Source organism: Streptomyces sp. TBY4, from assembly GCF_024213195.1.
In the GTDB taxonomy this organism is placed as follows: Bacteria; Actinomycetota; Actinomycetes; order Streptomycetales; family Streptomycetaceae; genus Streptomyces.
In genome coordinates this window covers 627,147-651,948 of sequence record NZ_JANAVF010000002.1, presented here as the reverse complement: position 1 = coordinate 651,948, position 24,802 = coordinate 627,147, and the positions used below count along the sequence as shown (strand labels likewise).

22 protein-coding genes are annotated in these 24,802 nt (G+C 71.8%); 3 read left to right on the top strand and 19 right to left on the bottom strand.

Annotated features, from left to right (window positions below):
- Positions 1-3 precede the first annotated feature (3 nt).
- The 3 genes from NLX94_RS07275 to NLX94_RS07265 form a co-directional block, all read right to left on the bottom strand.
- Positions 4-2,076, bottom strand: a complete 2,073-nt coding sequence (locus tag NLX94_RS07275) for a SpoIIE family protein phosphatase (RefSeq protein WP_254381753.1) — start codon at positions 2,074-2,076, stop codon at positions 4-6.
- 45 nt (positions 2,077-2,121) lie between these two features.
- Positions 2,122-2,673, bottom strand: a complete 552-nt coding sequence (locus NLX94_RS07270; RefSeq protein ID WP_254381752.1) for a hypothetical protein — start codon at positions 2,671-2,673, stop codon at positions 2,122-2,124.
- Positions 2,674-2,810: 137 nt separating this feature from the next.
- On the bottom strand, positions 2,811-3,239 hold the full coding sequence (locus tag NLX94_RS07265) for a hypothetical protein (RefSeq protein ID WP_254381751.1): 429 nt from the start codon (positions 3,237-3,239) through the stop codon (positions 2,811-2,813).
- A gap of 191 nt (positions 3,240-3,430) precedes the next feature.
- Between NLX94_RS07265 and NLX94_RS07260 the strand changes: the two genes are divergently transcribed.
- Positions 3,431-3,985, top strand: coding sequence for a YbaK/EbsC family protein (locus NLX94_RS07260; RefSeq protein ID WP_254381750.1), 555 nt, complete (start codon positions 3,431-3,433; stop codon positions 3,983-3,985).
- A gap of 57 nt (positions 3,986-4,042) precedes the next feature.
- On the opposite strand, the gene NLX94_RS07255 is transcribed toward NLX94_RS07260, so the two are convergent.
- From NLX94_RS07255 to NLX94_RS07200, 12 genes are all read right to left on the bottom strand, one after another.
- Positions 4,043-4,405, bottom strand: coding sequence for a transglycosylase family protein (locus tag NLX94_RS07255; protein ID WP_254381749.1), 363 nt, complete (start codon positions 4,403-4,405; stop codon positions 4,043-4,045).
- 229 nt (positions 4,406-4,634) lie between these two features.
- A complete protein-coding gene (locus NLX94_RS07250) occupies positions 4,635-5,264 on the bottom strand; it encodes a hypothetical protein (protein WP_254381748.1) in 630 nt (209 codons plus the stop codon).
- A gap of 146 nt (positions 5,265-5,410) precedes the next feature.
- On the bottom strand, positions 5,411-5,992 hold the full coding sequence (locus NLX94_RS07245) for a potassium channel family protein (protein WP_254381747.1): 582 nt from the start codon (positions 5,990-5,992) through the stop codon (positions 5,411-5,413).
- A gap of 136 nt (positions 5,993-6,128) precedes the next feature.
- Complete coding sequence (locus NLX94_RS07240) at positions 6,129-7,469, bottom strand: DUF2252 domain-containing protein (protein WP_254381746.1); 1,341 nt, start codon at positions 7,467-7,469, stop codon at positions 6,129-6,131.
- 78 nt (positions 7,470-7,547) lie between these two features.
- On the bottom strand, positions 7,548-8,408 hold the full coding sequence (locus NLX94_RS07235) for a hypothetical protein (RefSeq protein ID WP_254381745.1): 861 nt from the start codon (positions 8,406-8,408) through the stop codon (positions 7,548-7,550).
- Between the two features lie 79 nt (positions 8,409-8,487).
- The gene (locus tag NLX94_RS07230) at positions 8,488-9,294 is read right to left on the bottom strand and encodes an NAD(P)-dependent oxidoreductase (RefSeq protein ID WP_254381744.1); all 807 of its coding nucleotides are present in this window, start codon (positions 9,292-9,294) and stop codon (positions 8,488-8,490) included.
- A complete protein-coding gene (locus NLX94_RS07225) occupies positions 9,291-10,484 on the bottom strand; it encodes a hypothetical protein (RefSeq protein WP_254381743.1) in 1,194 nt (397 codons plus the stop codon). The genes NLX94_RS07230 and NLX94_RS07225 overlap by 4 nt, the downstream gene beginning before the upstream one ends.
- The gene (locus NLX94_RS07220; RefSeq protein WP_254381742.1) at positions 10,481-11,722 is read right to left on the bottom strand and encodes a glucarate dehydratase family protein; all 1,242 of its coding nucleotides are present in this window, start codon (positions 11,720-11,722) and stop codon (positions 10,481-10,483) included. Before NLX94_RS07220 ends, NLX94_RS07225 begins: the two co-directional genes overlap by 4 nt.
- Positions 11,722-12,645 (bottom strand): 5-dehydro-4-deoxyglucarate dehydratase, encoded by a 924-nt coding sequence (locus NLX94_RS07215; RefSeq protein WP_254381741.1) that lies wholly within the window; start codon positions 12,643-12,645, stop codon positions 11,722-11,724. The genes NLX94_RS07220 and NLX94_RS07215 overlap by 1 nt, the downstream gene beginning before the upstream one ends.
- Positions 12,646-12,679: 34 nt before the next feature.
- Positions 12,680-13,528 carry a carbohydrate ABC transporter permease gene (locus NLX94_RS07210; RefSeq protein ID WP_254381740.1) on the bottom strand — a complete coding sequence of 283 codons (849 nt, stop codon included), beginning with the start codon at positions 13,526-13,528 and terminating at the stop codon, positions 12,680-12,682.
- Positions 13,525-14,319: a sugar ABC transporter permease gene (locus NLX94_RS07205; RefSeq protein WP_308402397.1), complete on the bottom strand. Its 795-nt coding sequence runs from the start codon at positions 14,317-14,319 to the stop codon at positions 13,525-13,527. The genes NLX94_RS07210 and NLX94_RS07205 overlap by 4 nt, the downstream gene beginning before the upstream one ends.
- A 107-nt stretch (positions 14,320-14,426) precedes the next feature.
- Positions 14,427-15,764, bottom strand: coding sequence for a sugar ABC transporter substrate-binding protein (locus tag NLX94_RS07200; protein ID WP_254381739.1), 1,338 nt, complete (start codon positions 15,762-15,764; stop codon positions 14,427-14,429).
- A 119-nt stretch (positions 15,765-15,883) separates the two neighbouring features.
- Here NLX94_RS07200 and NLX94_RS07195 point away from each other — a divergent pair, with 119 nt between their 5' ends.
- Positions 15,884-16,663, top strand: a complete 780-nt coding sequence (locus NLX94_RS07195; RefSeq protein WP_254381738.1) for an IclR family transcriptional regulator — start codon at positions 15,884-15,886, stop codon at positions 16,661-16,663.
- A gap of 10 nt (positions 16,664-16,673) precedes the next feature.
- On the opposite strand, the gene NLX94_RS07190 is transcribed toward NLX94_RS07195, so the two are convergent.
- The gene (locus NLX94_RS07190; protein WP_254381737.1) at positions 16,674-18,146 is read right to left on the bottom strand and encodes a cellulose binding domain-containing protein; all 1,473 of its coding nucleotides are present in this window, start codon (positions 18,144-18,146) and stop codon (positions 16,674-16,676) included.
- A gap of 16 nt (positions 18,147-18,162) precedes the next feature.
- Positions 18,163-20,487, bottom strand: a complete 2,325-nt coding sequence (locus NLX94_RS07185; protein ID WP_254381736.1) for a cellulose binding domain-containing protein — start codon at positions 20,485-20,487, stop codon at positions 18,163-18,165.
- A 222-nt stretch (positions 20,488-20,709) separates the two neighbouring features.
- Here NLX94_RS07185 and NLX94_RS39580 point away from each other — a divergent pair, with 222 nt between their 5' ends.
- Complete coding sequence (locus NLX94_RS39580) at positions 20,710-22,203, top strand: cellulase family glycosylhydrolase (RefSeq protein WP_374683912.1); 1,494 nt, start codon at positions 20,710-20,712, stop codon at positions 22,201-22,203.
- Positions 22,204-22,271: 68 nt separating this feature from the next.
- On the opposite strand, the gene NLX94_RS07170 is transcribed toward NLX94_RS39580, so the two are convergent.
- Both NLX94_RS07170 and NLX94_RS07165 read right to left on the bottom strand, forming a co-directional pair.
- A complete protein-coding gene (locus NLX94_RS07170) occupies positions 22,272-23,654 on the bottom strand; it encodes a ribulose-bisphosphate carboxylase (RefSeq protein ID WP_254381735.1) in 1,383 nt (460 codons plus the stop codon).
- 60 nt (positions 23,655-23,714) lie between these two features.
- Positions 23,715-24,761: a 2-hydroxyacid dehydrogenase gene (locus NLX94_RS07165; protein ID WP_254381734.1), complete on the bottom strand. Its 1,047-nt coding sequence runs from the start codon at positions 24,759-24,761 to the stop codon at positions 23,715-23,717.
- Positions 24,762-24,802 lie beyond the last annotated feature (41 nt).

The window sequence follows — 24,802 nt, the reverse complement described above, 5'->3', positions numbered from 1 at the left end:
TGCTCACGGCACCCCGCCGACGCGGGCGATGAGGAGGGCTACGTCGTCGTCGGCCGCCGCCGGGACGAGGTGGGTGATCAGGGAGTCGCAGAGGTGGTCCAGCTGGCGCTGGGGATCCGCGAGGAGGCGCGTCATTTCGGCGAGCCGCTCGTCGAGGTCACGGCCCCGGGCTTCGATCAGCCCGTCGGTGTACAGGACGAGGAGGCTGCCGGGGGGTGCGGTGATCTCGGTGGGGGTGAAGGCGATGCCCCCGACCCCCAGGGGGACACCGGGCGGGGTGTCCAGCAGGCGGACCGTTCCGTCCGGGAGCACGAGTGCGGGTGGGGGGTGTCCGGCCCGGGTGACGGTGCAGTGTCCGGTGGCCGGGTCGCAGACGACGTACAGGAAGGTGGCGAGCATCGGCTCGGCCAGGTCGCCGAGGACGGCTTCCAGCTGGTGCAACAGCCGTACGGGCGACAGGTCCAGGCGCGCCAGGGCCCGTACGGAGGCGGACAGCCGGCCCATGACCGCGGCGGCGGCGATGCCGTGCCCCATGACGTCGCCGATGAGCAGGGCCGCCTTGCCGCCGGCCAGGGGCAGGACGTCGTACCAGTCCCCGCCGATCTCGTTGACGTCGCTCGCGGGGAGGTAGCGGTGGCTGACCTCGATGCCGGGCGGCGGGGTGATGTGCTGGGGGAGCATGCTGCGCTGGAGGAGGACGGCCGTGTCGTGCTCACGGTGGTAGAGCAGGGCGTTGTCGATGCTGAGCGCGGCCCGGGCGGCGAGTTCACCGGCGAGGGTGACGTCCTCGGAGCCGAAGGAACCCACCGGGCGGGTGCGGTAGAAGGTGGCGACGCCGATGACCGTCTCCCGCGCGACCAGGGGGGCCATGACCAGTGAGTGCACGCCCACCGCGAGCAGTTGGGCCGGTTTGGAGGTGTGCCGGGCGGCGGGGGCGACGGCCTGTTCGTCGAGACGGGCGATCAAGTACGGCTGCCGGGCCGCGAGCGCCTGCGTGTAGGGGGCGGCGACGGGGAAGAGCAGGGTCCTGCCGAGGGGGGCGAGGATGTCGGTCACCCTGGACCCGGACAGCGGTGCCTTGCCGAGGCGCCGCAGGGCGACCCCGCCGATCAGCCCCATGCCGGGCTCGTCCCCGTGCGCCATGGCGTCCAGGACGTCCACGGTGACGGCGTCGGCGAGGCGCGGTACGGCGAGATCGGCCAGTTCCTGCGCGGTGCGCTCCAGGTCGAGGCTGGAGCCGACGCGGATGCTGGCCTCGCTGAGCAGGGCGAGCCGGCTCCGTCCGGCTTCGGCTTCGACGTGGTCGCGCTGCTGCTCGGTGATGTCGACGAGCGAGGCGATGACCCCGATCGACATGCCGGCGGGATCCTCCACCCGCACGTAGGAGCAGGACCACACGCGGTCGTGGTCCGGTTCCGCGGGCGTCCGTCCGACCCGGCGGCGGTCCAGGACCGGCCGTCCGGTCTCCAGCACCTGGAGCATGGCCTCCTCCATCTCGCGGGCGTTCACCTCCGGGAGGATCTCGGCCAGGCTGCGTCCCACGTGCGCGGATTCCGGCAGCCCGTTCATGGCTTCGAGTGCGGCGTTGACCTGGAGGAACCGCAGCTGGGAGTCGAGGATCGCAATGCCGACCGGGGAGCGGGCGAAGAGGCCGTCCCACACCGCCGACGAGCCGCGGATGCGGCGCGCGGCGTGGGCGTCGGCGGCGAAGACCAGCACCGTGGCCACGTCGTGCCGGCGGTCGGACACCGGGGAGGCCCAGATCTCCAGCTCCAGCGGGTGCCCGTCGCGGTGCCAGGCGGTCACGGTGCCCATCACGCCCCGCCCGGCGGCCGCGGCCTCCCAGAGGGAGCGGCCCAGACTGCGGTCGGATCCCGGATGCAGGAGGTCCGCGATGTTGCGTCCCAGCATCTGCGGCGGAGCGTAACCGAGCAGCTCCTGTGCGAGCTGGTTCCAGCGCACGATGGTGCCGTCCGCGCTGGTGGCCACCAGTGCGACCGGCAGCGCCCCCAGCCAGCCGCCGGCGGCCTGCGCGGCGCTGACGATCAGCTCGTCGACCGGGTTGCGCTCGTTCACCTGCCCTCACCCTCGCCCTCACTCCCGGTAACCGGTGCGAGGGGCTCAGCTCCGTCCGGCGGGGGTGTTCAGGGGCCCGCTCCAGTGGGTTCCCTCGTAGTCGAAGACGTTGGGCACGACCTCCAGGTCGAGGGTGCCCGTCCCGTTCCTGGGGATGTCGAAGACATAGGTCACCGTCGCGGACCGGCCGGGGCTGATGCTCCCCTCGAAACTGGAACCGATGCCGTTGGCGCTGTCGAAGACCGCCTCCGCCTGCTCGCCGGCCGTCCCGTACTTCGCGTAGACGGATACGAGCGCGGCCTTGAAGGGCTCCGGAGTGCCGTTCCTGAGGGTGATCTTCCAGGCCACGGCCTGATGGCCCTCACGGTGCCCCGCGGCGGTGCCGCTCGGCGCGAACGGGGTCGGCTGGGCGACGGTGACGCCGAGACCGTCGCTGTAGGTCTGCGTCTGCCCCCAGGTTCTGGAGGGCGGGGCGGTGTCGCGGGGAATGCCCGCGCTCGGGGCCGCGCTCCCCAGGGCGAGGGCGCCCGCGAGTCCGAGGGCGAGAACCACGCCCCGGAGCGGTGGGCGCCGCACGGGGCGCCGGTTGGTGTCCATACTCCAGCATCCGCCCTACGGCCCCGGCCCGCCCGGCGCGCCCGGATCCGGGCGTCCACGGGCGCTTGCGGGCCTCTGCGGGTGCCCGGCCGGGGCGGGGCGCCCCTACCGCGCCCCGCCCCGGCCGGGCGTCGGGGTCAGCCGCACTGCAGGCCGGTCTGGGCGCTCGCGACGGCCGTGTCGAGCTTCTGCAGGTCCGGGGTGAGTTTGGTGAGGACCTCGGCGCCGGTGGTGTCGCCCGGCAGGTCCTCGTACGTCTTCTTCAGGTCGTTGGCGGCGGACTTGACCGCGTCCTTCTGCGCGGCGTTGAACTGCGCGGTGGACTCGGCGACGGTCTTCCAGTCGTCCTGGACGGCGTTGTGCGCGTCCTTGATCTGGTCCTTGGTGGCGGTCGCCGGGTCGAGCGCACGCAACTTCGCGTTGTCGGCCTTGAGTTCGGTCAGACTGCTGCACAGCTTCGTGGTCGCGTCGTCGGTGGGACCGGCGGCGAGGGCCGAGGCGGCCCCGCCGACCACGAGAAGCCCTGCGGCGGCCGTGCTCACCGCCGTGGCGAGAAGTCGGTTCATCTGTGATGCACCCCTTCGGGGAAGACGCCCCCCGTTCCAGCCCCCACTCGTACCAAGCTGGCACAGGGCCACCCGGCCCGCATCCGCACGCCCCACCCCCACCCCACCGGCATTCCCGGTGAAATAGCAGGTCAGAGATGGTGTGCGGGCCCGCTGACAGACGCCGTCGGGCCCGGTGCTAGCGTGCGATCATGCGCACTCCCATCGGGCCGTTCGACCACGCCGTACCCGCCCCCGATTGCCTCGACGAGCTCACCCCGCCCGTGGCGCGAGCGGTCGGCGGCTGGCAGGGCGAGGTACCCGCCGCGCAGATCCTCTACGTCGACACCGACCCGGCCATCGCCGACACCGCCGCCTTCGTCGCGCACTTCGGCCCGGAACTGCTGGACCAGTCGGCGAACTGCGTGGTGGTGGCCGCGAAGCGCGGCGGCGAGACCACGCTCGCCGCCTGCGTGGTGCCCTCCGCGGCCCGGGTCGACGTGAACGGCGCCGTCCGCCGTCATCTGGGCGCGCGCAAGGTCTCCTTCGCCCCGATGGAGACGGCCGTGGAGCTGACGGGCATGGAGTACGGCGGCATCACCCCGCTGGGACTTCCGGACGGCTGGCCCCTGCTGGTGGACTCCGCCGTCCGCGACATGCCGTACGTACTGATCGGCAGCGGGCGCCGCCGCGGGAAGATCATCGCGCCCGGGACGCTGTTCGCGGAGCTGCCCGGCGCCGAGTTGATCGACGGCCTCGCCATCTGACGGACCCGGCGATCGCACCCCTTGCCTGCCCCCTCGGCTTCGCGCTCGTCCGCCCCCTCATCTGCGGCGTGCGCAGGTCCAGGCCCCCATTCCCTGGATCTTGGCGAGCCTCCTCGCCGTGGCGATCTGTTCCGCCTTCGTGGCGAGGTCGGCGCGTGGCGCGTACTTGCGGCCCCCCGCCGCCTTCCAGCTCGACTGGGTGAACTGCAGTCCGCCGTAATGGCCGTTGCCGGTGTTCGCCCGCCAGTTCCCGCCCGATTCACACCGGGCGATGGCATCCCAGTCGGGGTCCTGTTTGGAGTGGACCGCGGCGGCATGCGCCCCGGAGACGTCCAGAGCCGAGACCGTCAACACCGCGACCAGCACGAGCAGTTGACCGATCAAACTCCGCCTTCGCCGGTCCTTGCGGTAGCGCGACATCAGTCCTCCTTCGCTGTTGGGGCCGAACCTGCCGCTAACAGCGGGCGGGCCCGCGTACGACCCCCTTCGGGCCGTGGCCACAGCACAGCACGGACCGGCGGACTTCCAGGCGCACTTATCACCGTCCAGGGGCCAACGCCACCCGAACGGACGCTCTACGGCCCTCCGCAGGGCCTCGAGATCCGCGCCGAGCCGCCGCCCTGGTTCGGTCCGGACCGGTCAGGGCCGGTCAGGACAGCCGCCAGATGATGAAGTAGCCGCGGCTCGTCCTCCCCTGCAGTTCGGCCCTGACCTGCGCGATGAGGTCTATGGCCTCGTTCATCAGCCGGTCACGGGCCTCCGCCCGGGCCGGCCAGGCGGTCCACGGCGGCTCCGGCTCGATCGTGAAGTCGGCGACCTCACCCCGGGACTCCGTCCAGGTCACGGCCTTGGGCAGGAAGGGGCCGTTCGCGGCGACGAGCCCCATGAGCCGCCCGCGGAGGGCCGCGTACCGCACGTGGATCCCGTCGGAGGCGTAGAGGTCGAGGAGGTCGTCGACGTCGGGGTCGATGTTCCATTCCTCCACCGACAGGTACGGCTTTGCCGCTTCGTCCAGTTCGTCGAGGGCTTCGAGCAGGCGTCCGGCCCACTTGATCAGGGCGAGATACGGATCGGCCCGCTTGTCGCGCAGGTCCTGCGCGTGCGACCGCTCGTGGAGCGCGCGTTCCTGCACGGCGGACAGCCGCTCCTGAGCCTCGAGCGTGTCGCGCGTGTTCTGCCGCTGCGCGCGCAGGGAGAGCAGGGTCGTCACCAGGCTCGCGACGACCGCCAGCCCTGCGACCCCCTTGGACGCCAGACTCACGATGATCTGGGAATCCACGCGCGTCAGCCCCCCAGGGTTTCGGTGGTGCCGACGACCGACGGATCCCGTCCCCCGCACTGAGCCGTCAACTCGGCCTGCCCCTAGTGGAGTTCCCCACCCGTGAGCTCCCTACGCCCCGCACGTCCCGGGCCGCCGCGGATCGGTCAGGAGTCGTCCTCCGGGATCGGCGAGCGTCCGCCCCGCCTGCGCATCCCGATCCTGACCGCGCCGAAGAGGACCTTGGCGATCACGCCGACCACGATCAGATCGAGGGCCATCTGTCCGGTCACCAGCGCACGGGCGGCCTGGGTCGTGGGGGCGATGTCCCCGAATCCCACGGTCGCGAACACCGTGACGGTGAAGTACAGCGCGTCGGTCCGGCTCAGCCGCTCCGCGAACGATTCCGGCAGCTCCTTCGAGAGCAGGAAGTACGACGCGGAGAACATCACCAGGAAGAGCGGGACGGCGGTGGCCAGCGCTTCGAGGGCGCGCAGCCGCGGATACTCCGCACGGGTGATGGCGGCGGTCTGCCACGCGACGAGGCCGCCGAAGAGCAGCAGTCCGAGTACGAGCAGTACGACGGCCAGGACGCCGAATCCGCCGTCCAGCGGGGCCAGGTAGTACAGGGCCGTGAGGAGGACGACCGAGGCTGCCGAGCGGAGCAGGTGTCCGGCCAGGATGCGGAGGTTCCAGCGGACCGGCTCGGTCGCGTGCGCCTCGTCGAGCGGCTCGGACGGCAGACTCATGGCACTCCCGGGACGGGGAAGGACGGACATCCGTCCCAACGGACATCCGTCCCATGGGACACACGCCCGCGCCGGATCCGCACCTTCGGTTGAGCCGATCGTGTGAACGCCGTCCGCGGCGCTCCCCGCTCTCCCCTCAGATGCCGTGGGTGGCGGTGATGGCTCCGTGCGAGATGGCCGCGGTGAGCAGGGCGTGGTCCAGGGCGGTCTGGTCCGCGTAGCGGAGTGCGAAGTCGGCCGTGGCGCGGTCGAAGGCGTCGGCCTTGCCGAGGTACCCGGCGATGGCGATGCGGTCGCCGGAGCGGGCGTGTGCCCGGGCCAGTGCGGTGCCGCACAGTTCCACGTACTGCCGGAGCATGTCCGGGGTCATGGTCTCGACGACGGCCGACCCCTTCATGTCGCGCAGTTGCCGGAGGTAGAAGTGGCGCCCGGCCGGGCCGGTCGTCCATCCCAGGAAGATGTCTCCGCCCGACTGGAGGAGCTTCTGCCCGGCGACCACCCGGTGGCCGTGGTGGTCGTGGCCGGCGGCGGGGAGATGGTCCTCCAGGACGGAGGGTCCGGCCTCCTTGATCTGGAGGAAGAGCGGGTCCCGCTCGTCGCGGCCCGTCAGCAGGACGACGTAGCAGCGGGTGCCCACGCTCCCGACTCCGACGGCCTTCCGTGCCGCTTCGACGAACCGGTAGCGGTCCAGGAGGCGGCGCCGCTCCTCGGGGAGCGTGGCGCGGTACTCCCTGAAGATCTCGTCGACGGCCCGGCTCTCGGTCGCGGTCACGGGTTCGAGCAGGGGCGGGTCGTGGATGATGCGCCGGCGGCCGTCCCGGGTCTCGGTGAGCTTGGCGAACGCCTGCAGGCTGGTGCGCCGCCGGGCCCGCGCCAGGCTCGCCTCGACCCTGTTGCGCACCTTGTTCCGGCGGATCATCGGGATCAGCTCGGCCGTGTCGAACCGCTGGTACCAGACGTCGAGTTCGCCCTGCCCGGCGAGCCGCCGCATCGACAGGCGGTAGGCCCGGGCGGCGGCGAGGGCGGCCTGCCACGCCCGGTCGTCGCCGTGGCCGTCGTCCCGGGCGGCCACGGCCGCGCTGGCGGCGAGCCGTTTGACGTCCCATTCGAAGGGCCCCGGCAGGGTCTCGTCGAAATCGTTGAGGTCGAACAGCAGGGCCCGGTCGGGCGAGGCGAAGAGGCCGAAGTTCAGCAGGTGGGCGTCGCCGCAGAGCTGCACGGTCAGGCCGGTGTGGGGCCGGGCGGCCAGGTCCGCGGCCATCACGGCGGCGGATCCCCGCAGGAACGCGAACGGGGAGTCGGCCATCCGCCCGTAGCGGACCGGCAGCAGCTCGGCGACCCGGTCGGCGGCCTGCCGCGCCAGCACGTCGAGCGGGTCGGGCCGGTCCTCCGATGCCGTCCACCGCCCGTGCGAGGACCGGGTCACCTGCCGGCGGACGGACCGGCCGCGGTCGGCTCGGTCGGCGGGACTGGCCATACCCATCTCCTTGTCACTCCCGCCGCGACCGCCCCGGGGCCTCGTCGGGCCCGGTGTCCGGCACGAGGGGAGCAGTGATCATTCTTCCGGCCCCCTCGGATGTTCGCCACGCGGGCGGCGGGCCCCGCGGCCCTCCAGCGCCGCGCCCTCGGCTCCCGTGTCCTCGGCCCCCGCGCCCGCGACCCCCGCGTCCGTGGAGCGCAGGAGGCGCAGGAACGCCTTGACGCCCGCGATGATCTCCTGGTTGTCGGTGAGGCGGTTCACCGTGGATTCGAACTCCCTGCCCAGTGCGGCGATCCTGCGGTTCGCCTCCTCGGTGCGCTCGTACGAGCTCAGGGCCAGCGCGTCCACGGTGCGGCGCAGTTCGGCGAGGGCCCGGTACTGCTCCTCCGCCTTCTCCTCCAGGGTTCGGATCCCGGCCTCGCCCTGCGCCAGCCGGGCCCGCAGTTCGACCACGTCGTCCCGCGGATGGGTGACGTCCTTCAGGAGGGTGCCGAGCCGCCGCCGGAGCTGGCCGAAGTAGGCGCCGGCCGGCCGGAAGAAGGTGCTCAGCAGGAAGAACGCGGCGAACCAGTACCCCGTGAACCCGCCCGTCGCCCAGGTGACGGCGAGGACGAGGGCCGCCGTCAGGACGTGCCCCGCGACGGCCGTACGGAGCATCGCGCGGGCGATGCGCGCGGCTTCGGCGTCCCGGGCCGGGGAGACCTCGATGCCCTTCTCGCGGCTGACCGCGATCTCGGCGAGCACCGCCTGCGCACGGAAGTAGAGGTTCCAGGGCAGCGTGAGCAGGAGCAGCAGCCACAGGAGGCTCAGCGCGCCCGCCCCGACGGCGAGCACCACCGCGGGCGGCGCCCCCGCCGCGTACGCGAAGACCAGCGCCGCCACCGCCGCCACGACGGCCGCCACCGCTCCCAGAGACCTGCCCGTGCCCATGCTCATGCCCCTGCCCCGTCTCCCGTCCGTGCCCCTGACGGCCCATGGTCCTCGGGCCGGCGCGGGCCGGCATGAGTAGGCGTACTCAGGTCGGCGGTAGCTGCAGCGTGAAGTGCCCGCCCACGAAGCGGGCGTCCACGTGGGCGGGGTCGAGTTCGCCGTGCTCGGCCAGCAGCCCGGCCGCGTAGGACTCCGCGTCGTCCTGCGGTTCGTAGCCGAGGGCCCGGGCCGAGGTGAGGTCCCACCAGGCACGGGTGTTGGCGCTGATCCCGTGGACCACCGTGTGGCCGACGCCGGGAGCGGTCAGGGCGGCGTGGACCAGCCGGGCGCAGTCGGCCGGGCTCAGCCAGGTCGACAGCATCCGCACGGTGCGGGGGCGTTCGAAGCAGGAGCCGATGCGCACCGAGACCGTCTCCACGCCGTACTTGTCCGCGTAGAGGGAGGCCAGGCCCTCGCCGAAGGCCTTGGACAGCCCGTAGTAGGTGTCCGGCCGGACCGGCGGCTCCGTACCGGCCGGCAGGGGGCCGCCGGTGAGCGGGACGAATCCCTCGACGTGGTTGCTGCTGGCGAAGACCACGCGGCGCACGCCCTCCGCCCGGACCGCCTCGTAGAGGTGGTACGTGCCGCGCATGTTGGCGTCGAGGACGGCCTCGAAGCTGTCCTCCAGGGAGATCCCCCCGAGGTGCACGACGGCGTCGACCCCGCGCACCGCCGACCGGACCGCCTCGGTGTCCCGGAGGTCGAAGGTGAGGTGGTCCGGTCCCGCGGCCCCGTCGACCGGCTTGATGTCGGCGAGGCGCAGCGTGTAGCCGTAGGCGGGCAGGAGCGGGCGCAGCAGGGTGGCGACCCCGCCCGCGGCGCCGGTCAGCAGGAGGGTGCGGGGGCGGGTCATGCGCGGAACTCCTTGGCCAGGGCCGCGAGCAGCGGCAGTCGTTCCCCCGGCAGCAGGCCGAGGTGGTAGAGGCTGAGCCGGGTCGCACCGGCGGCGCGCAGGCGTCGTACGTGGGCGGGCAGCGCGGCCGGGTCGGCGGGGGGCTGGGCGGTGACGTAGGCGTTGACGGGCAGGCCCGGTGCTGCGGCCCGCCGCACCAGTTCGGCGCTCTCCGGTCCCGTGGGCCAGCACGGCACCAGCAGGGCGTCCGCGTCCGTGCGGGCGCGCTCGGTGAGCCCGGGGGACGGGCCCGTCGCCCACGGGTCGGGGTGGGCGTGCAGGGTCACCTCCGCTGCGGGCAGGGTGGCCCGTACGGATTCCAGTACCCGCCCGCGCAGGGCGTCGGCGGCGTCGTGCCGGACGCGCAGGAGCGCCTCGCCCAGCTCCGCCGGGAGCTCCCGCCCGCCGCGCAGGCACCGCGCCACCTGGTCGGGATCGAGTCCGGCCGCCCGCCACGCGGTGCGGCAGGCGGTGCAGCAGCACACCGACAGGGCGCGCAGCTCGGCCGCAGGGTACGCCCCGTCGGTCTTCTCGTGGCAGCCGGCGTGTACGGCGCCCAGCTGGCCGGCGGATTCCAGCGAGACCCCGCGCACCGCGTCCGTGGGCAGGCCGCGCAGGGCCTCGGTGGCGAGGGTGGCGCAGTACTCCCGGACCTCCTCCTGCGCGGGGCAGAGCGCGTAGGGGTAGGTCTCGCCGAAGCAATTGGTGACGGTCAGGTCCGGGTACAGGTCGCCGAGCCGGCTGTTGTGGGCCAGGACCAGCCAGGCGCTCACCGGAATGCCGGCGCCTGCCAGCGCGAGGGTGGCGGCGCCCGCCGCGTCGGGGTCCTCCGCCCAGGGGGCGCCGGCCGGAACCAGGCGCCGCCCGGCCCAGGCACGGGCCCGCACGGGGCGGTAGAGGGCGGAGTGCCGGGCGTCGACGAAGCGGCGGCGGGGGTGCAGCGGGGTGGCGGCGCGGGTGGAGTGGTAGGTGACGGCCAGGGTCACGGCGTCCAGCCCGGCTTCGCGGACCCGGTCCGCGAAGCCGGGATCGCCGAGGACGTCCCAGGGGTAGGCGTGGCCGGAGACCGTGGGCGGCGGGACCGGGGGGCGGGGCGGGCGTGGGGCCGGGGTCGGAAGCGGGGCCGGGGGCGGGGTCGGGGGCGGGGTCACCAACGGGGGCGCCTCTTCTCGTAGCCGGGGTCGAAGGTCTGCATGTAGCCGGTGTCGTCGCGCTCGCGGATGCCGCAGCGCAGGTAGTTCTCGTGCAGCCGGGCGAGCGCGTCGGTGTCGAGCCGGACGCCGAGGCCCGGCCGGTCGGGGACCCCGACCGAGCCGTCCTCGATCTCCAGCGGCTCGGCGACCACGTCCACCCCGCACTGCCAGGGCGTGTGGGTGTCCGCCGCGTAGGTCATCTCGGGGAGTGCCGCCCCAAGATGGGTCATGGCGGCCAGGCTGATCCCGAGGTGGCTGTTGGAGTGCATGGAGACGCCGACGCCGAACATGCCGCAGACGGCGGCGAGTTCGGCGGAGCGCCGCAGCCCGCCCCAGTAGTGGTGGTCGGCCAGCACCACGCCGACGGCGCGCCGGCCGAAGCCTTCGGGGATGTCCTGGGGGCCGACGACGACCATGTTGGTGGCCAGCGGCATGGCGGCCGTCCGCGCGACCTCCGCCATCCCGGGCATCCCTGGAGTGGGGTCCTCCAGGTACTCCAGCAGGCCCTCCGTCTCCGCGGCCACCTTCATCGAAGTCTCTACGTTCCAGGCCTGGTTGGGGTCCAGTCTGAGCGGGTGGCCGGGGAAGGCTTCGCGCAGGGCGCGGATCGCCTCGATCTCCTCCCCCGGCGGCCGCACCCCGCCCTTCAGCTTGAGGGAGCGGAAGCCGTAGGTGTCCACCATCGCCCTGGCCTGCGCGACGATCCCGTCCGGGTCCAGGGCCTCGCCGTACGGATCGGAGCCGGCCCATTTGTAGAAGAGGTACCCGGCGTACGGCACCCGCTCGCGGACCCTGCCGCCCAGCAGGTCGGCGACGGGCCGCCCGGCCAGCTGTCCCTGGAGGTCGAGACAGGCCACCTCGAAGGGGCTGAGCACCCGCAGCACGGTCTTCTCCGGGGTGGAACCGCCGGTCAGGCCGTGCCGGTCGGGGGCGTCGGCGCCCCCGAGCACGGTCCGGATCCGGCGCAGCAGCCCGTTGGTGTCGTACGGGTCGAGCCCGACCAGGGCCCCGGCCGCCGCCCGGAGCAGCTCGAGGTGCGGGGCGTCCCCGTAGGTCTCGCCGAGCCCGGTCAGCCCGTCGCCGCAGCGGAGTTCCACGACGGCGCGCAGGGCCCAGGGCTGGTGCACCCCGGCGGAGTTGAGCAGGGGCGGGTCGGGGAAGGCCACCGGGGTGACGACCACCTCCCGGACGCGCATCACACCTCCAGTGCGGCGAGGGCGGCGCGGCCGCGGGCGATGATCCCGGCGAGCCGGTGTTCGTGCTCCGGCGAGGCGTCCACGAGCGGCGGCCTGACATGGCCCATGGCCAGTCCGCCGAGCCGTGCTCCGGCCTTGACCAGCGAGACCGCGTATCCGGGTGCGGCGTCGCGCAGGGCGACGAACGGCAGGTAGAACTCGGAGAGCAGCACCTGAACGGCCTCGTTGTTCCCGGCGCGCACCGCGCGGTGGAAGGCGGTGGCGAGGTCGGGGGCGAAGCAGAGCACGGCCGAGGAGTAGCAGGCCACGCCGATGGCCTCGTAGGCCTGGACGGAGAGTTCGGCGGTGGGGAGGCCGTTGAGGAAGCCGAATTCGGCGGCGCGCGGGTGGCCGCTGGTGCGGATGGCGGTGACGAGGCGCAGCATGGCGTCCACGTCGCCGCGCCCGTCCTTGATCCCGGTGACGGTGGGGATGTCGAGGAGCCCGACGGCGGCGGCCTCGTCGAGGACGGCGTTGGCGCGCTGGTAGACGGTGATCGGGAGCGCGGTGGCGGCGGCGACGTAGCGGATGTGCTCCAGGAGTCCGGCCGGGGTGGAGGAGATGAGGTACGGCGGCAGGAGCAGCAGGCCGTCGGCTCCGCACTCGGCGGCGATGACGGCGAACTCGCCGGCCATCCGGGGGCCGCCGCCGCAGCCGGCGACGACCGGGAGGCGTCCGTCGGCGACGCGGACGGCGGTGGCGACGAGGTCGCGGTACTCGTCGGCCGAGAGCGCGGTGAACTCTCCGGTGCCGCAGGCCACGAAGAGGCCGGCCGGGCCGGCGGCGATCTGCTGCTCCAAGTGGTCGGCGAAGACGGCCAGATCGACCTTGTCGTCGGTGGTGAACGGGGTCAGTGGAAAGGACAGCAGCCCTTGCAGGCGCATGGGTTCCCCTAAGAGGTGGTGGTGGGAGGGCGGGTCAGCCCTTGACGGCGCCGGAGGTCAGGCCGCGCATGAACTGGCGCTGCATGGCGATGAAGGCGATGACGCTGGGCAGCAGGGCGAGGAGGGCCGCGGCGAGGAGCACGCCGATGCCGACCTCCTCGTCGGCGCGCAGGGTGCGCAGGGCGAGCGGGAGGGTGAACTGCCGGGCATCGGTGGCGACCAGCAGCGGCAGCATGTACTGGTCCCAGATCATGGTGAATCCGAAGATGCCGATGACTCCGAGTGCGGGCCGGCACAGCGGCAGGATCACCGACCAGAAGACCCGCAGGTCGCCGGCCCCGTCGAGACGGGCGGCCTCCTCGAGCTCCACGGGGATTTCCTTCATGAACTCCGCGGTGACCAGGATGGAGAAGGCCCAGGCCCCGACCGGGATGATCATTCCCCAGAGGCTGCCGGTGAGCGACAGGTCGGAGAGGACCAGGGAGAGCGGGATCGCGAGGATCTCCTCGGGCAGCATCATGGTGCTGAGGATGAGCAGGAAGACGAGCCGCAGTCCCGGGAAGCGCTTGCGGGCGAGGGCGTAGGCCGCCGAAATGCTGACCCCGATCTGGAGCAGCAGCCCGCCGCCGACCACCAGGAAGGAGTTCAGCAGGTAGAGCAGTACGTCGCGGTCGAAGGCGGCCCGGAAGTTCTCCAGGGTGGGCCTGGTCGGCAGCAGGGTGAGCGCGGTCGGGTCGGTGCTCCGGTTGAAGGCGCTGGCCAGCAGGGCCAGGAGCGGCCCCGCGAAGACCATCACCAGCAGCGCGTACAGCGCCAGTTTGCCGAGGGTCGCGGCCGGGCCGCGCCGCTCCTCCAGGCCCAGGGCGGTGTCGAGGCGGTTCACCGCGCCGCCTCCTTTCCGCGGGGGCCGGACAGTCGTACGGCCAGGGTCAGCGCGACGGACACACCGAGCAGCACCATCGATCCGGCGGCGGCGACGCCCAGTTCGTTGCGCTCCAGGCCGAGCTTGTAGATCAGGGTCATCAGCACCTCCGTGGAGCCGTCGGGCCCGCCGTTGGTGAGCAGGAAGATCTCGGTGAAGACCCGCAGCGAGCGGATGGCGGCGAGGGTGAAGAGGATGACGAACGCCGGGCGCAGTGCGGGCAGCGTGACGTGCCAGATGCGGCGCCGCACTCCGGCCCCGTCCACGGCCGCGGCTTCGTAGAGCGTCCGGTCGACGCCGGCCAGCGCGGCCAGGAAGATCATCATGTCGTAGGGGGCGCCGCGCCACACGCCCACCGCCATCACCGACCACAGGGCGCTGTCGGGGCTGTTGAGGAACTGCGAGGGACCGGAACCGAGCCATCCCAGCAGGGTGTTGACGGCGCCGTCGGCGGCGGGGTGGTAGAGGATCCGCCATACCTCCGCGACCACCGCCATGGCGGTGACCGTCGGCAGGAAGACGGCGGTGCGGACGATCCACAGCCGCCGGGCGGTGCCCTCCAGGAGCAGGGCGAGCGCCAGGCCGAGGACGACCGAGCCGCCGGTCTGCCCCAGGGCCAGGACGAGCGTGTGCCCGATGGCGTCGAGGAAGGCCTCGTCGGTGACCACTTGCTCGTAGTTGGCCGTGCCCACCCAGCGGTCGCCGAGGTAGGGCCGCACCTCGTGGAAGCTCATCTCGATCGCCCGCCACATCGGCAGGAACTTGAAGAGCGCGAAGAGGAGCAGTGCCGGGGCGAGGAACAGCCAGGGGGTCAGCCTCCCCCGCCGGGGGCGGCGGCTCCCGGGGCGGGTCTGCCGGATCAGGACCCCGCCCCCTGCTTCTTGAGCTCCTCGGTGAACGAGGCGGCGAGCTTGCCGAGCACGGCTGCCGGGTCGGAACCGCAGTCGGCGACCATGCCGTTGAGGGCTTCGGCGGCGGCCTGGCGGAAGGGGGTCCACTCCTTCACCACGGGCGAGTAGCGGCCGGACTCGCGGTAGACCTTGTCGAAGACCTGCCAGCGGGTGTCCTGGCGGACGGCGGACAGCTGGACGGACTTGTTGACGGGCAGCCGGACCACGTTGCCCGCGGTGTCCCCCGCCATGCCGGCCTTCTGCCCTTCGGCGCCGATGAGGAACTCGGCGTACTTCAGCTGGCCCTTGGGGTTCTTCGAGCCGGCCATGAGGTAGGTGTTCTCGCCCTCGGCGAGGACGGCGCTCTTGCCGCCCGGGCCGGGCGGCAGCGGGAGGATCTCGTACTTGTCCTTGCCGAGGGCCTTGTCGAAGCGGGCCATGTTGTACGGGCCGGTGAGGTAGATGCCGCCCTTGCCGGTCTCGAACAGCGGGTGCGCCTGGGTGGTCTCGGCGGTGACCGCGCCGGGGACCACGCTCTTGTCGGTGCAGAACTGGTCCTTGAGGTGCCGGGCGGCCGCCACGGCCCCGGGGCTGTCGATCGCGGGCTTCAGGGCCTTGCCCTCGCCGGTGAAGTACTCGCCGCCCGCCGACCAGAGGAAGCTGGAGAAGTACCAGTCCATGTAGCCGCGCTTGGTGGTGCCGGGGATGACGTAGCCGTAGGTGTCGGGCTTGCCGTTGCCGTCGGGGTCGTTGCTGGTGAACGCGGCGGCGAGGGCGTCGAGTTGGTCCCAGTCGGTGGGCGGTGCGATGCCCAGCTTCTCCCGCCAGTCCTTGCGGACGAAGAGGGCGAAGGTCTGCGCGGAGAAGGGCACGCCGTAGTACTTGCCGTCGGCGGCCCGGGCGGCCTCCCAGGAGCTGGGGATCAGCTGGTCGCCGCCCGCCACCTCGGACTGCCTGACCTCGCGGACCAGGCCCTGCTTGACGAGGGTGCCGAGCTGGGCGGTGTCGTTGACGATCAGGTCCGGCAGGTCCTTCTGCGCCGCGGCCTGCTGGAGCTTGGTCTCGAAGTCGTCGAAGAGTGCGGTGACCTTGGCCTCGACCCCGGTGGCCTGGGTGAAGGCGGCGGCCAGGTCCTGGTGGGTCTTCTCGGTGGGCGAGCCGGGGGGCTTGCGGACCCAGATCTCCAGGGGGGCCTTGTCGTCGCCTCCGGCGCTGTCGTCCCCGGGTTCCGCGCCGCAGCCGGCGAGGGTCCCGAGGGCGAGTACGGCGGCCAGCGAGGCGGCCAGGACGGTGGTTGTGCGATTCATGAGAGGTGGATCCTCGTCTAGATATGTGGACAGGATCTGAGCATGTGGTTGCCCTGCAAGGGAAAGTAAGCGTCCGCTACCATGCCGGTCAACAGCCGCGCGGAATTTGGAGGATGTACATGCCCGGAGTCACGCCCGACGTCGCGACGGTCAAGTCCGCCGAGCGAACCGTGCGCATCCTGGAGGCACTTGCCTCCTCCCCCGAGAAACTCACGGTGTCCGAGCTCCAGGACCGCCTCGGGTACCCGCGCAGCAGCCTGCACGCGCTCGTGCGGACCCTGCGCGAGCTCAAGTGGGTGGAGGCGGACGACAGCGGCTCCGCCTTCGGCGTCGGCCCGCACGCACTGCTCTCCGGCACCGCCTACCTCGACCGCGACCCCGCGCTGCCGTACGCGCACGCGGTGATGGAGGACCTCCGCGAGGAGACGGGCTACACCGTCCACTTCGCCCGCCGCGACGACGCGTACGTCCTCTACCTCGCCAGCCGCGAGGCACGCGACAACGTCCGCGCCATCTCCCGGGTCGGCCGCCGGCTGCCGGCCCATCTGACCGCGCTGGGACAGGCGTTGCTCTCCGACCTCACCACCGAGGAGGTGGACGCGGTACTGCCCGCCCACCTGGAGGCATTCACCCCGAACACGGTCACCGACCGCGCCGCGCTGTACGCCGAGCTGGCCCTGGTACGGGACCGGGGCTGGGCCCTGGAACGCGAGCAGGGCACCCCGGGAGTGGCCTGCCTGTCGGCGCCCGTCCACTACCGGATCCCCGCCTCGGACGCCATCAGCTGCTCGATGCCGGTGGAGGCAGCAACCGAGGCGGAGACCGAGCGCGTCGCGAAGGCGGTCGTTTCCCATGCCACCGCCCTCGCGAACACGCTGCGCCGTCACGGCATCAGATGAACCGTCACCCTTACGGTGTGACCGGGATGTTGGTCAGACCGGACGTGGCCCCCGTGACCGTGTTGGAGGTGTGGACGACGTTCGGCCGGGCGGAGCACTTCGACACCGAGGTGACCTTGACGGCGTAGGCGCCGGCGCCGCCGAGGTCCGAGGTGTTGTTCCGCCACACCGTGCCGCAGCCGTTGTCGAAGGCCGGGGTGGTGGAGGGGTTGTGCGTCTCGTAGCCGTTGGCGAAGGTGCCGGGCGGGGCGAAGGTGCCCTTGTTGCCCTCGATCACGTAGTCGACGCCCTTCACGTCGACCCAGGAGTCGGCGGAGTTCTGTCCCGTGATCCCCCGGCCGTCGAAGGTGTTTCCGCGGATGGTCCCGGCGAAGGTCCCCTCCTTGATGTCGATGGCCTCCGCGGCCACGTAGGGGCCGATCCGGTTGTTCTCCACGAGCACCCGGTCGGATCGGTCCACCCCGCCGGAGTTGCCGTGGCAACCCCAGTTGGAACCCGCCGAGCCGAGGTAGACGCCCTCGCCGTAGCCGGGCTGGACCAGGCCGGTGTGCTCGATGACGGAGTTGCGGATCACGCCGTCGGCGGAGGACTTCCGGAAGTGCACCCCCTCCTCGTCGACGTGGTGGACGTACAGCCCGTCGGCCTTGACGTGGTGGGAGTCGTCGATCACCACGCCCTTCTTGGAGTCCTTCACGGTGAAGCCGGTGAGGTTCCAGTACGGGGCCCCGTACAGCCACAGCCCGTAGCCGGAGTCCCAGCCCGCCGTGGGTGCGGGGCAGGACGGGGCGGTGCCGGAGGGGCCGTCGTTGACGAGCACGGCGGTGCGCGGGCCGGTCAGGGTGATCGGCGCGGCGGCGGTGCCGTCCCGTTCGGTGACGAAGGAGCCCCGGTACTCACCGGCCGCCATCCGGATCGTCTGGCCGGGCGCGGCGGCGGCCAGCGCGCTGCGGAGCTCGGCCGAGGTGCTGACGTCGACGACGGGGCCGGGCGGGAGGGTGGGGGTCGGCGTGGGAGTCGGGGTCGGCGTGGGAGTCGGAGTCGGGGTGGGGGTCGGCGTGGGGGTAGGCGTCGGGGTTCCCGGGCCGCCGCCCGTGCACGGAGCGCCGTTGATCTTGCAGTTGAGCGGCAGGCCGAGGCCCGAGGCGTTGAAGCCGAAGCCCTTCGAGCCGCCCGGGGCGATGTCCCCGTTCCAGCTGACGTTGGTGAAGGTGTAGTGCTGGCCGCTCTGGGTCCTGTTCGCCGACCAGTGGCTGCTGACCGTCGTGCCGGCCGGCAGGTCGAACTCCACCTTCCAGGCCGTGGCGGCGGCGTCCCCGCCGTTGGTGACGACCACGTCGGCTCCGTAGCCGGAGTCCCACGCGTTGGCCTGCGTGACGCGGGCGGTGAGGCTGGGTGCGGCGGCCTGGGCGGGCAGGGTCAGCGCCCCCGCCGCCACCAGACCGGCCACGGTCGCCACGACGGCTCCCGGTATCGCTCTGCGCATGTGTTCGGCTCGCTTCCTACTGGCGGACGACGGTGAGTTGGGTGGGCAGGCCGAGCCCGGCCGCGTTGAATCCGAAGCCCTTCTCCTGGCCCGCGGGGATGGCGCCGTTCCACGCCACGTTGGTGAATCCGTACCGCTGGCCGCTCTGCGTCTTGTTCGCCGACCAGTGGCTGGACACGGTGGTGCCGGAGGGCAGGGTGAACTCGACCTTCCAGCCCGCGACCGCGGTGTCGCAGTCGTTCTTGACGAACACGTCCATGCCGTAGCCACTGCTCCAGGCGTTGGTCCGGACGGTCCGCACGGTCAGGCAGCCGGCCGGCGGCGGGGTGGTCGGCGAGGAGGTCGGTGTCGGGGTGGGGGTGGGCGTCGGTGTGGGCGTGGGCGTGGGCGTAGGCCCTCCCGTCAGGGACTTCAGGAAGAGCGAGGCTCCGGTGTCCGTCCTGGTGGCGTCCACTCCGTGGCCGCCGGTGTAGTCGAGCCGTTCACGGCCGGCCCAGTCGGGGATCGCCGTGCCGCCCTGGTCGAGGTGCTTCCACGCCGTGCCGCTCCAGCCGAACTGGTAGATCCGGCCCGCGTCGGAGTAGTACGGGGTGTAGCCCGCGCCCGCCGCTGTCTGCTTGCTCATGGCGTTGTTGAAGAAGACGTTGCGCGGGCCGGAGGAGCCGGACCACTTCACCGCCTTCTTGCCCGCGCCCCACCAGATCGGGTACCAGGTGGAGGCGTCGGGGCCGCCGCCGCCCTCCTCGCCGCAGTTCGCCCGGCAGTTGCCGGAGCGGTGGTCGTAGGGCACGGTCACCGTGTTGTTCTCGAAGAGGTTGTTGCGCTCCCAGCCGCCGTGCAGGTTGAGGTCGGAATCGAAGTCGTTCCCGATGACCACGTTCCCGGAGGCCGACCACTGGAAGGTGAAGTGGCGCAGGTTGCGTGAGGTGTTGCCCGCGTAGAGGGAGTCCCAGACGCGCGAGCCGCGGAAGTACCCGTTGCCGCCCTTGCCCTTGTTCCACGATCCGTCGAGCTGGTTGTCGACGATCTGGAGGCGGTAGGCCTCCTCGGTGACGATCGGGTGGGACCCGGTCATCTCCGTCCGGATGCCCCGGACCCAGGAGTCGGCGGCCCATTTGAAGACGATGCCGTGCATCTCCTCGGCCGGCGCCATGTTGCCGTAGTTGAACTTCGCGTCCGCCGCGGCGAGTCCGGGGATCTCGTGGGTGAGCGCGAAGCCCTCGAAGCCGACGCCCAGGACCGGGTCGACGAGCGGGGCGGCCTTGGAGTCGTAGACCGCGCCGGCGATCGGCGCCGAGCCGTCCGAGGTGGAGCTCACCGGGACGTCGAACTCCAGCGGCTTGTCCAGGGTCAGCGTGCGGTTGGCGGTGTCCACGGCCGCCACGGTGAAGATCTGCTGGCGCATGTGGATGTTCTGGAGCGTGCCGTCGGCGGGCTGGACGTCCTGCTGGGCGTAGAACTTCAGCGTGTTCGCCGCCCGGATGTTGACGAGGCCGCCCGGCTGGAAGGCGCCCAGCGCCCCCGAGGAGGCCAGGTGCACGACCTTGTCCCCGGCGCGGGCCGCGAAGCCGGTGTCGCCGGCCTTGTCGCGGAGCTTCAGCCCGGCCTTCCAGTGCACGTTGACGGTGCCCTCGAAGAGGTCCTTGCGGTTGGCGGGGGCGGCCGCGTACTCGGAGGCGTAGGCGGAGTGCACACCGCGGGACTGGACACGGAAGAGCCCGCGGCCGGGCCAGATCCATCCGCCCTTGGCCGAGCCGGCGGTCATGCCGTCCTCGTCCCAGTCGGAACCGTCCGGAGTGAGCGCGTCGTAGCGGGTGTTGGCGTCGGGCCGGAACACGAACCGGGTGCCGCCGGCGCCGCTGCCCGCGCCCCGCAGGACGAGGTAGTCGGCGTCGACCGAGATCTGCCGGCTCACGTCGAGGACCCCGGCGGGGAGAGTGATCAGCGACAGTTTGCCGTGCCCGGCTCCCGGCGAGCAGTTGGTGCGGATCTGGTCGATCGCCGCCTGGAGTCCGGCCGAGTCGTCGGCTCCGTCGTTCGGGGTGACGCCGAGGCCGGCCAGTTCCGTGGGGGTGATCTGGCAGGCGGCGTCGGGGTTCGCCTGTCCCGGGCCGGGCAGATCGGCGCCGCCCCGGTAGCCGGCCTTGGACCAGTCGTAGAGCCCGCTGACCGGGGTGCGCCGGTTGCCCTGGGACAGGTCGAGGCCGCCGGTCACAGCGGCGGAGGCGGTGGGGACGGCGGCTTGAGCGCCGCCGTCCAGGGAGCCGAGGGCGACGCCGGAGGCCATGAGCAGGGCCGTGGCGCCGCCGCATGCGGCGGCGGTTCTCCATCGTGCGGACAACGTTCCTCCTGCGGTGGTGGGGGGAGTTGGGGAGGTGAGCCGCGCTACATCGTGCTGGCAGACGTCCAGTCGGTCAATGACTGTCTCTTCATCAATTTCCAGTCCACATATGTGGATTGAGCGCAAGACTCTTGTGGTGGATCGCGGGAGGCTGATATTCCATTCCATGCCGTTAGGAAACTTTCCTTACGATCGCAGGATCGTCAACGGGATGGAGACGTCTTGAGACCCCCACGCTTCCGGTTGCGCACCCTCGCCGCCGCCGGAACCCTCACCGGCAGCCTGCTCGTCGGCCTGGCCGGCGCACCCGGCATAGCCGCCCCCACCGCCGGCAGCCCCGCCCCCACCTCGGCTGCCACCTCTGCCGCCGCCGTCACCCACGAGGCCGAGAGCGCCCGCATCTCGCAGGGCCTCGTAGAATCCAACCACTCCGGTTTCACCGGCAGTGGATTCGTCAACTACGACAACCTCAACGGTAGTTATGTCGAGTGGACGGTGAACGCGGCCGCCGCCGGCAGTGCCGGACTCACCCTCCGGTACGCCAACGGCACCACCACCAACCGGCCCATGACCCTGACGGTCAACGGCACCGTCGTCGCCACCAACAAGGCCTTCAACGGCACGGGCGCGTGGACCAATTGGGCCACCACCGCCCTGACCGCGAACCTCAAGGCGGGCGCAAACACCATCCGGGCCACCGCCACCACCTCCAACGGCGGGCCCAACGTCGACCACCTGTCGGTGGACACGGGGACGACCACCCCGCCCACGGGCAGCACCCCGGTCGCCGTCAACGGCCAGCTCACGGTCTGCGGCACCAAGCTCTGCAACCAGTACGGCAAGCCCATCCAGTTGCGCGGCATGAGCACCCACGGAACCCAGTGGTACGCCCAGTGCCTCACCTCCGGCTCGCTCGACGCCCTCGCCAAGGACTGGAACGCCGACATCCTGCGCGTCTCCACGTACGTCCAGGAGGAGGGCTACGAGACCGACCCGCAGAAGTTCACCGACCTCGCCCACTCACTCATCGAACAGGCCACCGCCCGCGGCATGTACGTGATCGTGGACTGGCACATGCTCGACCCGGGCGACCCCAACGCCAACCTCTCCAAGGCCAAGACCTTCTTCACGGCCATCGCCAACCGCCACAAGGACAAGAGCAACGTCCTCTACGAGATCGCCAACGAGCCCAGCGGGGTGACCTGGGCCAAGGTGAAGTCCTACGCCGAGCAGATCATCCCGGTGATCCGCGGCATCGACTCCAACGCCCCGGTGCTGGTCGGGACGCGCGCCTGGTCCTCCTTCGGGGTCTCGGAGGGCGGCGACGAGACCGAGGTCGTGAACAACCAGGTCAACGCCTCCAACATCATGTACACCTTCCACTTCTACGCGTTCTCGCACCGCGAGGAGTACCTGGACACCCTGTCCCGCGCCGCCGACCGGATCCCGGTGTTCGTCACCGAGTTCGGCACCCAGAACTACGCGGGTGAGGGCGCCAACGACTTCGCCATGACGCAGAAGTACCTGGACCTGATGGCCGCCAAGAAGATCAGCTGGACCAACTGGAACTTCTCCGACGACAACCGCAGCGGCGCCGTCTTCAAGGAGGGCACCTGCAACAGCAACGGCCCGTGGACCGGGACCTCGTCCCTGAAGCCGGCCGGCGTCTGGATCCGTGACCGGATCCGCACCGCCGACAACTTCCCCACGAGCTGACCCCCGCACCACCCCCGAACGACGCCGGCCCTCCCCCCGATGCGGGGGGAGGGCCGGTTCCGGCGTTTCTACGCTCCGGTCCCGAGCTCGTCGCGCCAGCCCGGGTAGAGCCGGTCCGCGTCGGCGGTGAAGGACGCGAAGGCGCCCTTGAGTTCCGGGTGGTCCTTGGCGTACTCCACCAGCTTGATGCCCTGCTGCCAGGCGTCCTGCGCCTGGCGCAGGGACTTGGCGCCCGCCGTGCCTCCGTCCCGGTGGCCGAAGGCGCCGCCGCCGGAGGTCTGGATGACGTTGGAGTGGCCCAGGTTGTCGAAGAACCCGGGGAGGCGCAGGGCGTTCATGCCGCCCGAGATGATCGGGGTGGTGGGCTTCATGCCCAGCCATTCCTGACGGTAGAAGGGGCCGTCGGCGGTGTCCTGCTCCAGCATGAAGGCGATGGCCTTGTCGGCGGTGTCCCCCTCCATCTTTCCGTAGCCCATGGTGCCGGTGTGCATGCCGGAGGCGCCCTGCAGGCGGGTCATCTTGCAGTGCACGAAGGAGGTGTAGCCCCGCCGGGACTGCGGGCTGGTCACGGCGCCGTGGCCGGCCCGGTGGAAGTGGAGGAACTGGCCGGGGAAGTTGCGCCGGGCGGTGGTGACGGCGGTCGGGCCGGCGACGTAGCCGTCGACCAGGAAGGCCACGTGGTCGGCGTTCTCCGCGAAGGTCTCCAGGATGTACTCGCCGCGCGCGACCATCTCGGCCGGGTCGTCGGCGGTGATGTTGGCGGAGAAGAGCTTCGCCTCCCCGGTGGCGTCCTGGGCGCGGCGCATCGCGTCGGCGACGGCCTTCATCGTCTCCTTCAGCGGCGCGAAGACCTGGTTGCCCTGCGGCTCGTCGTTCTTGATGAAGTCGCCGCCCAGCCAGAACTGGTGGCAGGCGTCCGCGAACGGCTGGGGGCGCAGGCCCAGCTTGGGCTTGATGATGGTGCCGACGACCATGCCGCCGTCGACGACCGGGCGGTCCAGGACGCGCCACATGTCCTGGATGTTCATCGTCGGGCCGTCGAACAGCCGCAGGTAGGCCGGCGGTACGTAGAAGTCGAGCATCTTGGCGTACTCGACGTCGCCCATGCCCTGGTTGTTGCCGATGGTCAGGGTGAGGAAGGAGGCGATCATCGCCCGGCCGTCGATGATGTTGCGGTCGAAGAGGTCGACCGGGTAGGCGATCTTCATGAGCTCCCGGGCCTCGTCGATCTCGTAGACCAGGGCGTCGACCCCCTTGGTGAACTCGTCGGTGGTGCACACCTCGACGTTGGTTCCGGTCGAGGACTCCGCGGCGAAGTGGGCGGCGGTGGAGAGGTAGTCGCCGTACCCCGCCTTGGGCTTCATGGTGTAGGCGCACAGCACGTGGCGGCCGCCCTCGATCAGGGCCTCTTCCCTGAGGGCGAGGTTCGCGTAGCGGTTCGACTGGTCCATGGTTCGATCTCCAGAGTGCGTGGGGGGAGGAATGGAGGAGGGTGGGGCGGCCGTGTGCGGTCAGGACGCGGCGGTCCCGAAGACCTCGGGGTTCGCGCAGTGGGCGAGGGGCTCGCCGCGCAGGTAGCGGCCGACCTCGCCGGCCACGATCCGGGCGGCCTTGTGGGCGACCTGCTGGCTGCCGCCCGCGATGTGCGGGGTCATGACGATGCCGGGGGTGGTGAGCAGCCTGGAGCCGGCCGGTACGGGCTCGACCGGGAAGACGTCGAATCCGGCTCCGGCGAGCTGCCCGGAGTCGATGGCGTCGCAGACGGCCTCGTAGTCGAGGAGGGCGCCCCGGGCGCAGTTCACGAGCACGGAGCCCCGGGGCATCATCGCGATCTGCTCGGCTCCGATCATGCCCGTGGTCTCCTCGGTGACGCGGGCGTGCAGGGAGACGATCCGGGAACGGGTCAGCAGGGTGTCCAGACCGACGAGTTCGGCGATGCCCGCGACCAGGTCGGGCTTCACGTACGGGTCGTGGACCAGGACTTCGGCGCCCATCGCGACGAGCACCTTGGCGACGCGGGAGCCGATGGCCCCGTAGCCGATCAGGCCGACCGTGGCCCCCTCGATCTCGATCCCGCAGTTGTCGTAGTCGTAGTAGTCGCCCCGCCACACTCCGCGGCGCATGTCGGCATGGGTGTCGCCGACCCCGCGGGCGGCGGCCAGCAGCAGGGTCAGGGTGTGCTCGGCAGTGGCGACCGCGTTGCGGCCGGGGGCGTAGCAGACCGCCACTCCGTGGCGGGTGGCCGCTTCCAGGTTGGCGTTGACCGGTCCGCCCCGGCTGATGCACATCAGCTTCAGGTCGGGGCACGCGGCCAGGATGCGCTCGGTGAGCGGGGCGAGCTGCGTGACGCAGACCTCGGCGCCCTGGAGCGCCTCGATCATCTCCTCTTCGGTGCCGGAGGCCTCGACGACTTCGGCGACCGGGCCGAAGGGAGTGTGGGGCCACGGCAGTTGGATCTCGGATACCTCGCAGGCGCCGTCGCTCGCCCGGCGGACCTCTTCGGTCAGCAGGTGCGGGAGGACGAAGTGGTCGCCTGCGGCGAGGACCTTGGTGTTCATCGGGCGGGTTCCTTCGGGAGCGGGGTGCGGTGCGGTCGGGG

What these genes read in the sequence shown, in the direction of transcription:
- NLX94_RS07245 (WP_254381747.1), bottom strand. Translation starts at nt 5,992, where the DNA reads ATGAGTCTGCCGTCCGAGCCGCTCGACGAGGCGCACGCGACCGAGCCG.
- NLX94_RS07220 (WP_254381742.1), bottom strand. Translation starts at nt 11,722, where the DNA reads ATGCGCGTCCGGGAGGTGGTCGTCACCCCGGTGGCCTTCCCCGACCCG.
- NLX94_RS07255 (WP_254381749.1), bottom strand. Translation starts at nt 4,405, where the DNA reads ATGTCGCGCTACCGCAAGGACCGGCGAAGGCGGAGTTTGATCGGTCAA.
- NLX94_RS07230 (WP_254381744.1), bottom strand. Translation starts at nt 9,294, where the DNA reads ATGACCCGCCCCCGCACCCTCCTGCTGACCGGCGCCGCGGGCGGGGTC.
- NLX94_RS07205 (WP_308402397.1), bottom strand. Translation starts at nt 14,319, where the DNA reads ATGTGGCGGGCGATCGAGATGAGCTTCCACGAGGTGCGGCCCTACCTC.
- NLX94_RS07265 (WP_254381751.1), bottom strand. Translation starts at nt 3,239, where the DNA reads ATGAACCGACTTCTCGCCACGGCGGTGAGCACGGCCGCCGCAGGGCTT.
- NLX94_RS07215 (WP_254381741.1), bottom strand. Translation starts at nt 12,645, where the DNA reads ATGCGCCTGCAAGGGCTGCTGTCCTTTCCACTGACCCCGTTCACCACC.
- NLX94_RS07195 (WP_254381738.1), top strand. Translation starts at nt 15,884, where the DNA reads ATGCCCGGAGTCACGCCCGACGTCGCGACGGTCAAGTCCGCCGAGCGA.
- NLX94_RS07165 (WP_254381734.1), bottom strand. Translation starts at nt 24,761, where the DNA reads ATGAACACCAAGGTCCTCGCCGCAGGCGACCACTTCGTCCTCCCGCAC.
- NLX94_RS07260 (WP_254381750.1), top strand. Translation starts at nt 3,431, where the DNA reads ATGCGCACTCCCATCGGGCCGTTCGACCACGCCGTACCCGCCCCCGAT.
- NLX94_RS07270 (WP_254381752.1), bottom strand. Translation starts at nt 2,673, where the DNA reads ATGGACACCAACCGGCGCCCCGTGCGGCGCCCACCGCTCCGGGGCGTG.
- NLX94_RS07240 (WP_254381746.1), bottom strand. Translation starts at nt 7,469, where the DNA reads ATGGCCAGTCCCGCCGACCGAGCCGACCGCGGCCGGTCCGTCCGCCGG.
- NLX94_RS07235 (WP_254381745.1), bottom strand. Translation starts at nt 8,408, where the DNA reads ATGAGCATGGGCACGGGCAGGTCTCTGGGAGCGGTGGCGGCCGTCGTG.
- NLX94_RS07190 (WP_254381737.1), bottom strand. Translation starts at nt 18,146, where the DNA reads ATGCGCAGAGCGATACCGGGAGCCGTCGTGGCGACCGTGGCCGGTCTG.
- NLX94_RS07200 (WP_254381739.1), bottom strand. Translation starts at nt 15,764, where the DNA reads ATGAATCGCACAACCACCGTCCTGGCCGCCTCGCTGGCCGCCGTACTC.
- NLX94_RS07170 (WP_254381735.1), bottom strand. Translation starts at nt 23,654, where the DNA reads ATGGACCAGTCGAACCGCTACGCGAACCTCGCCCTCAGGGAAGAGGCC.